12 protein-coding genes are annotated in these 12070 nt (G+C 66.4%); 6 read left to right on the forward strand and 6 right to left on the reverse strand.

The window, feature by feature from the left end:
- Positions 1-46 precede the first annotated feature (46 nt).
- The gene (locus ACQR1L_RS26035; RefSeq protein WP_434860771.1) at positions 47-1243 is read left to right on the forward strand and encodes an acetylornithine transaminase; all 1197 of its coding nucleotides are present in this window, start codon (positions 47-49) and stop codon (positions 1241-1243) included.
- A 29-nt stretch (positions 1244-1272) separates the two neighbouring features.
- On the opposite strand, the gene ACQR1L_RS26040 is transcribed toward ACQR1L_RS26035, so the two are convergent.
- Complete coding sequence (locus ACQR1L_RS26040; protein WP_434860772.1) at positions 1273-2259, reverse strand: LLM class flavin-dependent oxidoreductase; 987 nt, start codon at positions 2257-2259, stop codon at positions 1273-1275.
- Between the two features lie 251 nt (positions 2260-2510).
- Between ACQR1L_RS26040 and ACQR1L_RS26045 the strand changes: the two genes are divergently transcribed.
- Entirely contained in the window at positions 2511-2792 is a 282-nt protein-coding gene (locus tag ACQR1L_RS26045; RefSeq protein WP_434860773.1) for a hypothetical protein, read from the forward strand.
- 124 nt (positions 2793-2916) lie between these two features.
- On the forward strand, positions 2917-3669 hold the full coding sequence (locus tag ACQR1L_RS26050; RefSeq protein WP_434860774.1) for a YkgJ family cysteine cluster protein: 753 nt from the start codon (positions 2917-2919) through the stop codon (positions 3667-3669).
- A 21-nt stretch (positions 3670-3690) separates the two neighbouring features.
- Here the strand turns inward: ACQR1L_RS26050 and ACQR1L_RS26055 are convergent, their stop codons facing one another.
- From ACQR1L_RS26055 to pcsA, 3 genes are all read right to left on the reverse strand, one after another.
- Entirely contained in the window at positions 3691-4665 is a 975-nt protein-coding gene (locus ACQR1L_RS26055) for a quinone oxidoreductase family protein (protein ID WP_434860775.1), read from the reverse strand.
- Between the two features lie 169 nt (positions 4666-4834).
- A complete protein-coding gene (locus tag ACQR1L_RS26060) occupies positions 4835-5563 on the reverse strand; it encodes a TerC family protein (RefSeq protein ID WP_434860776.1) in 729 nt (242 codons plus the stop codon).
- The gene (gene pcsA / locus ACQR1L_RS26065; protein WP_434860777.1) at positions 5560-6294 is read right to left on the reverse strand and encodes a phosphatidylcholine synthase; all 735 of its coding nucleotides are present in this window, start codon (positions 6292-6294) and stop codon (positions 5560-5562) included. The genes ACQR1L_RS26060 and pcsA overlap by 4 nt, the downstream gene beginning before the upstream one ends.
- Before the next feature lie 119 nt (positions 6295-6413).
- On the opposite strand from pcsA, the gene ACQR1L_RS26070 reads away from it, so the two are divergent.
- Positions 6414-7613: a UbiH/UbiF family hydroxylase gene (locus ACQR1L_RS26070; protein WP_434860778.1), complete on the forward strand. Its 1200-nt coding sequence runs from the start codon at positions 6414-6416 to the stop codon at positions 7611-7613.
- Positions 7614-7619: 6 nt separating this feature from the next.
- On the opposite strand, the gene ACQR1L_RS26075 is transcribed toward ACQR1L_RS26070, so the two are convergent.
- Complete coding sequence (locus ACQR1L_RS26075; RefSeq protein WP_434860779.1) at positions 7620-8573, reverse strand: AEC family transporter; 954 nt, start codon at positions 8571-8573, stop codon at positions 7620-7622.
- A gap of 131 nt (positions 8574-8704) precedes the next feature.
- Here ACQR1L_RS26075 and hspQ point away from each other — a divergent pair, with 131 nt between their 5' ends.
- Positions 8705-9037 (forward strand): heat shock protein HspQ, encoded by a 333-nt coding sequence (gene hspQ / locus ACQR1L_RS26080; protein WP_434860780.1) that lies wholly within the window; start codon positions 8705-8707, stop codon positions 9035-9037.
- A 120-nt stretch (positions 9038-9157) separates the two neighbouring features.
- Here hspQ and ACQR1L_RS26085 read toward each other — a convergent pair whose 3' ends face one another.
- Positions 9158-9949, reverse strand: a complete 792-nt coding sequence (locus ACQR1L_RS26085; RefSeq protein WP_434860781.1) for an invasion associated locus B family protein — start codon at positions 9947-9949, stop codon at positions 9158-9160.
- A 260-nt stretch (positions 9950-10209) separates the two neighbouring features.
- Between ACQR1L_RS26085 and ACQR1L_RS26090 the strand changes: the two genes are divergently transcribed.
- Complete coding sequence (locus tag ACQR1L_RS26090) at positions 10210-12036, forward strand: extracellular solute-binding protein (protein WP_434860910.1); 1827 nt, start codon at positions 10210-10212, stop codon at positions 12034-12036.
- The last annotated feature ends 34 nt before the right edge of the window (positions 12037-12070 follow it).

Below are 12070 nucleotides of genomic sequence, written 5' to 3' on the forward strand. Positions count from 1 at the left end.
TCTCGCTTTTGGCCCGTCGTTTTCCCCCTGACATAGGAGACTGCACATGCTGACCGCCCCGCATCCGTATGACGCTCTGATGGAGATCACGGCGCGTCCGCGCACCGTCTTCGTGCAGGGCAAGGGCTCCTGGCTGTGGGACGACAGCGGCAAGCGCTATCTCGACTTCATTCAGGGCTGGGCGGTGAACGCGCTCGGCCATGCGCCGCCCAAGCTTGCCAAGGCGCTCGCGGACCAGGCCGCGCGGCTGATCACGCCGAGCCCGGCCTATTACAACGATACGAGCCTGCAATTGGCAAAGGCGCTCACCGAGCGCTCCTGCTTCGACCAGGTGTTCTTCACCAACTCCGGTGCGGAGGCCAACGAGGGCGCCATCAAGCTGGCGCGCAGATACGGTACGCGACACAAGAACGGCGCCTATGAGATCATCACCTTCGAGGGCGGCTTCCATGGCCGCACGCTGGCGACGATGTCGGCGTCCGGCAAGAAGGCGTTCGAGCCGTTGTTCGAGCCGAAGGTGCCGGGTTTTCCCAAGGCGCGGCTCAACGACATCGCGTCGGTGGAGGCGCTGATCTCCGACAAGACCGTCGCGATCATGCTGGAGCCGATCCAGGGCGAAGCGGGCGTGTGGCCGGCAACCCCGAAGTTTCTGCAGCAGTTGCAGACGCTGACGACCCGGCACCGCCTGCTGCTGATCGTCGACGAGATCCAGACCGGCATGGGCCGGACCGGAAAGCTGTTTGGCTATGAGCATGCCGACGTCCTTCCGGACGTCATGACGTTGGGCAAGGGCATCGGCGGCGGCGTCCCGCTGGCCGCCCTGCTCGCGACCAACGAAGCGTCGTGCTTCGAGCATGGCGACCAGGGCGGCACCTTCAACGGCAATCCCCTGATGTGTGCCGCGGGTCTCGCCGTCCTGGACGTGATCGAGAAACCGGAGTTTCTCAAGTCTGTCGCCGACAACGGCCTCTATCTCGAAAGCGAACTGCAGCGCATCTCGGCGCGGCATGGCCTCGGCGACGTCCGCGGCCGCGGCCTGTTGCTGGCGCTCGATGTCGTCAGGCCGATCGCGCCCTCGCTGGTCGCGCATGCCTTCGAGCTTGGTCTGCTGCTGAACGCACCGCGTCCGGACACGCTGCGCTTCATGCCGGCGCTGAACGTCACCCGCGACGAGATCGCGGGGATGATCGAGGTGCTGGATGGCATCCTGACCAAGGCCGGCGCCGCGCGCTGCGTGGCCTGAAGGCTCGAACGCAAAGGCCGGCCTGGGGATCAGTCGCTCGGCCGGCCTTCCACGATGTGGGCCCGGAACGTTTCGAGCAGGTCACAACGCCGAGCGGCTTCCGTGCTGGTCGGGACCAGCAGCACACTGCGTGGTCCGGCTACGGCGAGGTCGGCGAGCTTGGCCCGGACCTCGTCATGGCTGCCGATCAGCGAACGCGCGAGGAAGCCTTCGATATTCGTCGGCGGCACCAGGGCGCCGGGGCCCGCGGACAATTGCCGCCGGCGATCGAAGAACTGCTGCAGGAACGGCGCGGCTTCGGCAATCGCCTCGTCGCGCGTCGCCGCGCTGCAATAGAAGCGCGAGACCACCAGCCGCGGATCGGCGGCGGCATTGCGCTCCCGGTAGCTGCGCAGCATCTGCCTGACGTCATCGAGTGTCGAGGTGAGGCCGGCCATCAGGCCGTGGCCATGCGCCGCGGCATCATCGAGCGCAGCCTCGCTGGCCGACGCGATCCAGGTCGGAACGGGATCTTGCAGCGGCCGCGGCGTGAGCCGCAGACGATCGACGTGGAAGTAGCGGCCGCGATGGGACACGTCCTCCTCGGCCAGAAGCTGCTGGATCAGGTGCAGCGCCTCGAGCATGCGCGGCCGGGTCTCGTCCGGTGATATGCCGAAATTCCGGTTCTGCTCGGGAAACGGTCCGCCGCGCGCGACGCCGAAGTCGAGACGGCCACCGCTCAGGATGTCGATCGTTGCGATATCCTCGGCGACCTCGACCGGCGGCCTAAACGGCAGCAGGACGGCAGCGGTGCCCAGGCGAATGCGGGTCGTGCGGGCGGCGAGATAGCCGAGCAGCGCGAACAGCGAAGGGCTCGAGCTGCCGGCATCGAAATGATGCTCGGAAATCCAGGCCTCGTCGAAGCCCAGAGCCTCGGCCTTGAGCACCAGATCGGTCTCGGCCTGAATGGCCGCGGCATGACTGAGACCGTGATTGTCGTAGGGGCAGAAGATGCCGATGCGAAGATGGGACGTCATGATGCCAAGCTGTACCGGCATCGCGCACGAATTTCCAGAACCCGTCCGCGGTTGACCTAAATCAAAGACAGCGCGCCCCCTGAAAACCGATCTTGGCGGGGCCAAACACCTGCGGTCCGATGCATGACGGTGTATCCGCGTGGATACAGCGTCGTACGGGATGTGATCAGCTCGTCAGGAACGAGGCTTGCCGGAACCAAGCTGATGATCATTCCACCGACAACGATGTCGGAACAGAAGGAGATGCAAGAATGGCGAGAGACAATCTGGCGCGGGTGCAGCCCGTCGAGGACATCCGCAGCCACATCGCCCCCGCTGCCGCGACCGAAGAAGTCCTGATCCACGTCCGCTTCTTCCCGAACTCCGACATCAACATGATCGGCGAGAAACCCGCCGGCCTCACCGCCAACCAATGGTACGAGCGGCTGCTCGACGTGGCCCGTCCGCACTATCAAACGTTTGCCGGCGGCCGCGGCTTCTTCCGCATTCCCCGCCCCTGCTTCGAGGCGATCCTCAAGGATGTCGCGGCCTGAGTCCGGCCAATGCTGTTCGGCTGAGGCAGTTGGCGTCCTCTTCTGCGTCAGTCCTGTCGACCGCGGTGCGCCGGGTGCGCCGCGGTCGCTGGCGTTCCATGGTCATGTCTGACGGAGCACGCGCATGAGCGAGGAGATCTTCAGGGACATCCAGCAGCTGTTCAGCGGCATTGTCGCCGCGACCTCCGCATCGCCCCATCTGGCGGATGCGCTCGCCGACCGCGCATTCGATCTGTTCGAAGCCAACATCGATGCCCAGACGGCGCATCTGCCGGCGCTCGCCTGTGCCAAGGGCTGCCCGTCGTGCTGTGCGCTGCGCGTGACGGCGACGGCACCCGAGATCTTCCTGCTGGCGCGCTATATCCGCCAGATCGATGCGCGGATGCCGGGGACGGCACTCGGCTCGCTGTCGCGCCGCGTCAAGCTCGCCAACCGCGCAACACGCGGATTGGACGAAGCCGAGCGCATGCGGCTGCGCCAGCCCTGCCCGTTCGTCGTGCGCGGCGGCTGCATCATCCATGCCGTACGCCCGCTGGCCTGCCGCGGCCACGCCTCGTTCGACCGGCGCGCCTGCGCCCAAGCCATGGCCGGGCGTGATGTCGACGTCCCGGTCTCTGGCCCGCATGTCGCGCTGCGCAGCCTGGTGCAGGATGCGCTGAGGGCCGCGCTCGACGGTGCTGGACTCGCCTCCGACCTTTATGAGCTGAACCAGGGGCTCGCCTTGGCGCTCGCGGATCCCGATCGGGAGACCGCGTGGCGAAACGGGCAGGACAGCCTAGCGCCGGCGCGGATCGGCCCGCCAGATGCCGCGCCTAGCAACGCGGTGCTGTGGAGCCGGGCCTCCGCTCAGGACGCTGCAGTCCGCGACGACGTCTAGGACGACATCGCGTTCAGCCCGTCACGGCTTCAGGATCGACGCGCCGGTGGTGGCGCGGCTCTCGAGGTCAGTGTGGGCTCGCGCGGCATCCTTCAGCGCATAGGCGTGATTGATCGGCACGTGCAGCTTGCCGCTGATCACAGCCGAGAACAGCGTGTCGGCGCCCTCCAGCAGCTCCGAGCGCTTGCCGATGTAATCGTTCAGCTTCGGCCGGGTCGCGAACAGCGAGCCATGGCTGTTCAGCTCGGCGATCGAGAACGGCGGCACCGGTCCGGAGGCGTTGCCGAAGCTGACGAACAGGCCGCGCGGCTTGAGGCAGGACAGCGAGCCCGGAAAGGTCGACTTGCCGACGCCGTCATAGACGACGTCGCAGCCTTCGCCGCGGCTGATCTGCTTCACCCGCGCGACGAAGTCCTCCTCGTTGTAGAGGATGACGTGATCGCAGCCATTGGCGAGCGCGAGATCCGCCTTGGCCTTGGAGCCGACGGTGCCGATGACATGGGCGCCAAGCGCGCGGGCCCATTGGCAGGCCAGCAGGCCGATTCCGCCGGCGGCGGCGTGAATCAGCACGCGGTGATGCGGTTCGACCTTGAAGGTCTTGTGCAGCAGGTACCACACCGTCAGTCCCTTGAGCATCAGCACCGCGCCCTGCTCATAGGTGATGTGGTCGGGCAGCTTGACCAGGCGCTGCCAGGCGATATTGCGCTCGGTGGCGTAGCCGCCGAGGTTCTCGTAATAGGCGACGCGGTCGCCGGGATGGAAGTGCGTCACGCCCGGTCCGACCGCGATCACCTCGCCGGCCGCCTCGTTGCCGGCGACGAACGGCAGGCCCGGCGCCTTGTACAGGCCGGTGCGATAGTAGACGTCGATGAAGTTCAGGCCGATCGCATGCTGGCGGATGCGGACCTCGCCGGGACCGGGCGCGGCCAGTTCGACCGGCTCATAGACGAGCGCCTCGGGGCCCCCCACCTTGTGCACGCGCACCGCCTTGGCCATCGGGCCACCCTCCCTTGCAGAACCTCGCATGGCCGGATCTGACAATCCGGTCCAGCAACCTCGGACAATTACCTGATTCTCATCGAACATCCGGCGGCGTCGAACGCGCCGGCTCGCGGCCGCCGGAAAAGCGAAGGCGATCAGGACGGGCTTGTCAACTCGGCCGTCGTCAGGCCTCGCGCTTCCTGCGGTTGCGCGAGGCCATCACGTTGAAGGCCTCCACCGCGAGCGCGAAGGCGATGGCGAAGTAGATGTAGCCGCGCGGGATGTGGAACTCGAAGCCGTCGGCGACCAGCGCGACGCCGATCAGCACCAGGAAGGCAAGCGCCAGCATCTTGGTGGTCGGGTGGTTGGCCACGAAGCGTGAGACGGGTCCAGAGGACACGTACATGATGATGACCGCGATGATGACCGCGGCGATCATGATTTCCAAGTCCTGGGCCATGCCGATCGCGGTGATGATCGAGTCCAGCGAGAACACGAGGTCAATGACGATGATCTGCACGATCACCCAGAAGAAGCTGCTGCGGCCGTCGCCTGCATGCGGCCCATCGCCCTCGCGGGCCTCCACCTCGGCGTGGATCTCATGCGTCGCCTTGGCGATCAGGAACAGACCGCCCGCGATCAGGATGATGTCGCGCCAGGAAAAGCCGAGGCCGCCGATCGTGAACACCGGCTGCGTCAGCCCGATCAGCCAGACCAGCACGCTGAGCAGCATGATGCGGAAGATCAGCGCCAGCGCGAGCCCGATCTGGCGGGCGCGCGTCGACTGCGGCTCGGGGATGCGCGCGGTGATCACCGACAGGAAGATGACGTTGTCGATGCCGAGAACGATTTCGAGCGCGGTCAGCGTGAGCAACGCGGCCCAGGCTTCGGGACTGGTCAGAAGGTCGATCATGCTTTCAAGGATCTCAACAGACGGATCGCGGAGTCACTCGCGACGATATAGAGGCCGATCGCGCACAACAGCGTCGTGACGATCGGACCCGCGGCGAAATTCTTGCTCAACGCATCGATCACCAGCACGCCCCACAGCACCACCAGCGGCAGCGTCAGCCAGCGCAGCCGGCGCACGCGGACGGGATGGATGACGTGGAACGGCGCGAAGGTCAGCGCGATGAGGAGCGCGAGACCGAGCGTGGCGAGCAGCGGCGTCGGATGCAGCAGGAACAAATAGAACGCGGCGATGTTCCACAGACCCGGAAAGCCGCGGAAATGATTGTCGGCGCTCTTCATGCGGCGGTCGGCGAAATACAGCGCGCCGCTGACGGCGACGCCGACCCCGATGACCGGGGCCGCCAGCGGCAACAGCATGCCGCTCGCCGTGATCGCATAGGCCGGCACGAAGACATAGGTGGTGAAGTCCACCACGAGATCGAGCACGTCGCCCGACCAGTCCGGCTGGACATTCACCACATCGAGCCAGCGGGCCAGCGGACCGTCGACGCCGTCGATGATCAGCGCCACGCCGAGCCACCAGAACATCGCGGTCCAATGCTCGCGCACAGCCTCCAACATCGCGAGCAGCGCCACGCCGGCGCCGAGCGCCGTGAAGACGTGCACCGAGAACGCGGCGGCCCGATGCAACGGCGTGGCGCTCGCAGCGCTGTGGGGCTTCAACTGATCCATGCTGCGTCAGTGCTACCAGGAATCGGAGCGAATTGCATATCGTCGCTTGCGGCGATGCGCCGCGCAGGCCGGCCGCATCACTCTTGAAAAAGCGCGGTGGGAACGTCAAATGTTCCATCATGAGCAGCACAGACGGAAGCTTCGATGTCATCGTGGTCGGCGGCGGCCCGGCCGGGCTTGCGGCGGCCATCGCCCTCGCGCAGGCCGGCGCGCGCACGGCGCTGGTGGCCCGCAAGGCGCCCTATGCCGACAATCGCACCACGGCCCTGCTCGGCGGTTCCGTCGATTTTCTGGACGATATTGGTGTCTGGAACGCGTGCCGGGACCGCGCCGCCGGCTTGAGGACGATGCGGCTGGTGGATGATACCGGCCGGTTGATCCGCGCGCCGGAAGTGCGCTTCGTCGCCGATGAGATCGGGCTCGAATTGTTCGGCTACAACATCGCCAATGCCGTCCTGGTCGAGGCGCTCGAGCAGCGCGCCGGCGAGATCGAAGGCCTCGTGCGGATCGCCGAAGATGCCGACAGCGTCCGCAGCGACGCCGAAGCCGTGACCGTCACGACGGCGTCGGGCCATGCGCTGACTGCGCAGCTCGTGGTCGGCGCCGATGGCCGCCATTCGCTGTGCCGCGAGGCGGCCGGCATCGGCGTGAGCCGCCGCACGCTGCAACAGTCGGCGCTGACCTTCAACATCACCCATGCGCGACCGCACCACAACGTCTCGACCGAATTCCATACGCCGCAGGGACCTTGCGTGTTCGTCCCCCTGCCCGGCGACCGCTGCAGCGTCGTCTGGGTCGCCGCGCCAAAGGAGGCCGAGCGGCTCCATGCCCTCGACGATGACGCGCTCTCGGCCGCAGCCGAGCAGCAGTCGCATTCGATCTTCGGCCGCGTGCATGTCGAGCCCGGCCGACACCTGTTTCCGCTCGCGATCGAGCGGCCACAGCGCTACGCGCAGAACCGCATTGCCCTGATCGGCGAGGCCGCCCATGTGGTGCCGCCGATCGGCGCGCAAGGCCTCAATCTCGGGCTGCGCGACGGCATCGATATTGCCGACGTCGTCGCGAAGGCCAAGGCGGCCGGCGAGGACCTCGGCGCGCCGCAGGTGATCTCACGCTACGGCTCGGCCCGCCGCGCCGACATCCTGAGCCGCACATTCGCCATCGACATGGCCAACCGCTCTTTGCTCAGCGATCTCCTGCCGATGCAGTCGCTGCGCGCGGTCGGCATGCACCTGATGGGGGGCATCGGCCCGCTGCGGCGGCTGGCGATGCGCGAAGGGCTCGCGCCCTCCTGGCGCAGCTCTCGCCGCGCCGGCTGAGCCCGATCAGGGAAACACCAGCCGGCCGCTCTGGATCAGCCACATCACGCTGGTCAAGGTGACCACCGAGGCGAAGGTGCCGATCAGCACCGCCGACGAGGCCGGCTCGATCCAGCTGTCGTTCTGGCGCGCGATCACGAACACATTGAGCGCCGGCGGCAGCGCGGCCATCAGCACCGCGGTCGCGGCCCATGGCTGCGCGAACGGCCCGAACAGCAGCATCAGGCCGAACGAGATCAGCGGGTGGATCACGAGCTTCACCACCGTGAGGACCGGCACTTCCCAGGGCAGCCGCTCGAACGGCCGCAGCGCCACGGTGACACCCAGCGCGAACAGCGCGGTCGGCGCCGCGGCATTCTGCAGGAACTGCAGCGTGCGATCGAGCACGGTCGGCAGATGGATTTGAAGCGCGGCCGCAACGATGCCCGCGGCGGTCGCCATGATCAGCGGGTTCTGCAGGATCTGCAGCAGCACGGTGCGCAGGGCATGCCCGACCGAGGCATGGTCCCGCTCGGTCAGTTCCACCAGCAGCGGCACGATCGTGAACAGGAAGATGCTGTCGCAGCAGAAGATCAGCGCGGTCGGCGCCGCCGCCTTGGCCCCGAGCACGGACAGCGCCAGCCCCGGGCCCATATAGCCGATATTGCCGTAGCCGCCGGCGAGGCCGGCCATGGTCGCCTCACGGAGCGACAGCCGGCCGATGACCTTCCCGAGCAGCAGCGCCAGCGCAAAGGTCAGCATCGTCGCGAGCGTGGTTGCAACCAGGAATGGCGGGTTGCTCAGCTCGGCAAACGGCGTCCGCGCGATGAGGTTGAACATCAGCGCCGGCAGCGACACGTAGAGCAGGAAGAAGTTCATCCAGGCGAGCCCGGATTCCGGCAGCCTCCGCCATTTACCGCAGGCGAAGCCTATGAAAACGACGCCGAAATACGGCAGGGCCAGATTGAGAATGTCGAACATGGCGCTCGGGGGGCGGCCCGCCAGGGCCTGGAATGCGGGGGCGTCAGCTCACGACGCGAATCGGCAATCTCTAGATTAAATCCGTGTATCGGGCACTAGCATCGCTCCCCGTCCTGGTCTATTCGACTAGAATGATCAAAGCGCGAACTGCCAAGTTTCAGATCGGCCAGATCGTCCGGCACCGAGTGTTCTCGTTCCGGGGCGTGATCTTCGACATCGACCCCGAGTTCAACAACACCGAGGAGTGGTGGCTGTCGATCCCCGAAGAGGTCCGGCCGCACAAGGACCAGCCATTCTACCATCTGCTCGCCGAGAACGCCGAATCCGAATACGTCGCCTACGTGTCCGAGCAGAACCTCGTCCCCGACGAGTCCGGCGAACCGATCCGGCATTCCCAGGTGGCCGAGATCTTCGTCAAGGACAAGGCGGGCGGCTATCGTCCGCGCAACCCCCTGCTGAACTGAGGACGGTCCGCGGTCGAGCTTGACCTGCCTGCCCTGCCCTCGACGCACATTCGCTGGCATCAACAAAAAAGGCGCTCCAACCGGAGCGCCTTTTGATTTGATGGAGTGTCGCGGCAGCGCTTACTGCTTCGCCTGCGGCTGAGCGCCTTGCGTCTGCTCGAGCTTCTTGCGCTGCTCCTCGGCGCGCTTCTGCAGCTCTTCCTGCAGCTTCTTCTGCGTCTCTTCGAACTGCTTCGGATCGGTCGGCGGGCCGTCATAGGCCTTGGCGAAGCTGCTGTTGCCTTCCTGCAGCGGCAGCGGCAACGTCAGCGCGGTGCCGTTCGAATTGATCGCCTGCACGTACAGGGTCTGGCCCTTCTTCAGGCTGTTCACGAAATCGGGCGTCGCTTCGTAGTCCGACATGCAGCCGTTCTGGAAGCAGATGACGTACTTGCCTTCCATGAACTGATTGTTGTCGATCACGATGCGGGTGCCGGGCTGCAGCTGCATGCCGAGCGGCAGGGTCACGCGCAGGATCTTCTTCGGCTCGCCTTCCGGCTCGATGATCACGGCAGCAACCACCGGCTGACCGGACTCGATGCGGCCGTCCTTGCCGATGAAGCAGACCTGCTTGGCGTTGGCGTCCTGGCCCTTCAGGCAGAACTTGGTCCAGGGCGCGTAGATCAGCTGCGGCATCTCCTGCTGCTGCTGGGCCTGCTGCTGGCCCGCCGCCGGAGGCGCGCCGGCAGGAGCCTGCGCGGCCGGAGCGGGAGCCTTGGGAGCGGCAGCCGGAGCTTTCGCCTTGGGCGCGGCGGGCGGCTGGGCCTGCGACTGCGCCTCGGAGGCGAACGAAACGGCCAGCGCGGTGACCGCCAGCAGGGCGACGAGCCGCCCACGCGGCCCAACCGACGAGGCCAAGTCACGGAAATTCATTGCGGAAAACCCTTTCTGAACGGCAGCGCCCGAGACCGCCAAAGGCGCCAACCAAGCCGTCGAAGCGGCTGTCTCCTCAGGAAATGAGGCGGTTAAGTGACAGGCGTTGCCGCCGTAACTCAATCGCCCGCCTTCTTAACGCGGTATGCGGAAGAATCAATGCCGCGAGACCGTGTCGCGGCTGCGGTCTAGCGCTGGCGAGGCTGTGGTAAAAGCCCCTCGTGAGCTGTTCCGAATCAAATGCTTGCGCCTTCGTCCTGATGCTGCAGCGCAGGTTGAGCGTGGCTGCGTGCACAAGCGCGCTGATCCTGGCGCTGTTGCCGCCGATCTACACTTCCAAGGCAAACGCGGCCGAAACTGCGGCGATCGCCATGCACGGCGACCCGGCCCTGCCGGCCGGCTTCGATCACATGCCCTATGCGAACCCGGATGCGCCGAAGGGCGGCCGCCTGGTGTGGGGGCTGCTCGGCACGTTCGATAGCCTGAACCCGTTCATCGTGCGCGGCATTGCAGTGCAGCAAATTCGGTCCCATGTGGTCGAGAGCCTGCTGACGCGCGGCAATGACGAGGCGTTCACGCTCTATGGCCTGCTGGCCAGGAGCGTCGAAACCGACGAGCGCAGGACGTTCGTCACCTTCCGCATCGACCCCCGCGCCCGCTTCTCTGATGGCCGGCCGGTGACGGCCGAGGATGTCGCGTTCTCCTTCGCGCTGCTGCGCGATCACGGCCGTCCCAACCACCGGCAGTTCTATTCCAAGGTGGCGCGGGCGGATGTGCTCGATCCGCTGACGATCCGGTTCGACTTCGGCGGCAGCGAAGATCGCGAACTGCCGCTGATCCTGGGGCTGATGCCGATCCTGCCGAAGCACGCCACCGACGTCGCGAGCTTCGAGGAGACGACGATGGCGCCGCCGATCGGGTCCGGCCCCTATCGCGTCACGGCAGTGCAGCCGGGATCGAGCGTCACCCTGACCCGCAATCCGGACTATTGGGGTCGCGATCTGCCGGTCAATCGCGGCTTGTGGAACTTCGACGAGGTCCGGCTCGATTATTACCGCGAATCGAACGGCCAATTCGAAGCCTTCAAGCGCGGGCTCTACGACTTCCGCATCGAGACCGAGCCGTTGCGCTGGCACGACGGCTACGATTTCCCGGCGGCGCGCAACGGCGAGGTCATCCGCGACAGCATCACCTCCGGCACGCCGCAGCCCTCGCAGTTCCTGGTGTTCAACACGCGCCGGCCGGTGTTCGCCGATATCAGGGTCCGCCGGGCCTTGACCTTGCTGTTCGACTTCGAGTGGATCAATCGCAACTACTTCTTCGGCCTGTACCGCCGCAGCGGCGGCTATTTCGCAGGCTCCGAGCTATCGGCCTATGGCCGCCCCGCCGAAGCCGCCGAGCGCGAGCTTCTCAAGCCCTTCGCCGCGCAAATCCCGGCCGACATCATGGACGGCAGCTATCGCCTGCCGGTCACCGACGGCTCGGGGCGCGACCGCGCGACGCTGAAGGCGGCGCTCGATCTGCTGGCTGAGGCCGGCTACGGCCTCGACGGCACGGTGTTGCGGCACCGGACGACGCGCGCGCCGCTCGCCTTCGAGATCCTGGTGACGACGCGCGACCAGGAACGCATCGCGCTCGCCTATGCCGGCAGCCTCAAGCGCGCCGGCATCGCGGCTTCGATCCGGGTCGTCGATCCCGTGCAATTCGACCAGCGCCGCCTGAGCTTCGAGTTCGACATGATCCAGAACCGCTGGGACCAGTCGCTGTCGCCCGGCAATGAGCAGGCGTTCTACTGGGGCAGCGAGGCCGCCGACCGGACCGGAACACGGAACTACATGGGCGCCAAGGACCCGGCGATCGACGCGATGATCGCAGCGCTGTTGCGGGCCCGCGACAGGCCCGAATTTATCTCGACGGTTCGCGCGTTGGACCGTACCCTGATGGCGGGGTTCTACGCTATTCCAGTGCTCAATGCCGCCGAGGAATGGATCGCTCGGTGGAATCGTATAGAACGGCCCAAGAGGACAGCCTTGACGGGAGCGCTCCCGGAGAGCTGGTGGCAGCGGCCGGAGCCGGCAACCAAATGACCAACCGGGGCAGTTGGTCGGCCGGGTCCGTGAA

The sequence above is a fragment of the Bradyrhizobium sp. HKCCYLR20261 genome (assembly GCF_051168435.1).
Taxonomy (GTDB): Bacteria; Pseudomonadota; Alphaproteobacteria; order Rhizobiales; family Xanthobacteraceae; genus Bradyrhizobium.

What these genes read in the sequence shown, in the direction of transcription:
- ACQR1L_RS26070 (WP_434860778.1), top strand. Translation starts at nt 6,414, where the DNA reads ATGAGCAGCACAGACGGAAGCTTCGATGTCATCGTGGTCGGCGGCGGC.
- ACQR1L_RS26085 (WP_434860781.1), bottom strand. Translation starts at nt 9,949, where the DNA reads ATGAATTTCCGTGACTTGGCCTCGTCGGTTGGGCCGCGTGGGCGGCTC.
- ACQR1L_RS26045 (WP_434860773.1), top strand. Translation starts at nt 2,511, where the DNA reads ATGGCGAGAGACAATCTGGCGCGGGTGCAGCCCGTCGAGGACATCCGC.
- hspQ (WP_434860780.1), top strand. Translation starts at nt 8,705, where the DNA reads ATGATCAAAGCGCGAACTGCCAAGTTTCAGATCGGCCAGATCGTCCGG.
- ACQR1L_RS26040 (WP_434860772.1), bottom strand. Translation starts at nt 2,259, where the DNA reads ATGACGTCCCATCTTCGCATCGGCATCTTCTGCCCCTACGACAATCAC.
- ACQR1L_RS26050 (WP_434860774.1), top strand. Translation starts at nt 2,917, where the DNA reads ATGAGCGAGGAGATCTTCAGGGACATCCAGCAGCTGTTCAGCGGCATT.
- ACQR1L_RS26035 (WP_434860771.1), top strand. Translation starts at nt 47, where the DNA reads ATGCTGACCGCCCCGCATCCGTATGACGCTCTGATGGAGATCACGGCG.
- ACQR1L_RS26055 (WP_434860775.1), bottom strand. Translation starts at nt 4,665, where the DNA reads ATGGCCAAGGCGGTGCGCGTGCACAAGGTGGGGGGCCCCGAGGCGCTC.
- ACQR1L_RS26060 (WP_434860776.1), bottom strand. Translation starts at nt 5,563, where the DNA reads ATGATCGACCTTCTGACCAGTCCCGAAGCCTGGGCCGCGTTGCTCACG.
- ACQR1L_RS26075 (WP_434860779.1), bottom strand. Translation starts at nt 8,573, where the DNA reads ATGTTCGACATTCTCAATCTGGCCCTGCCGTATTTCGGCGTCGTTTTC.
- pcsA (WP_434860777.1), bottom strand. Translation starts at nt 6,294, where the DNA reads ATGGATCAGTTGAAGCCCCACAGCGCTGCGAGCGCCACGCCGTTGCAT.
- ACQR1L_RS26090 (WP_434860910.1), top strand. Translation starts at nt 10,210, where the DNA reads ATGCTGCAGCGCAGGTTGAGCGTGGCTGCGTGCACAAGCGCGCTGATC.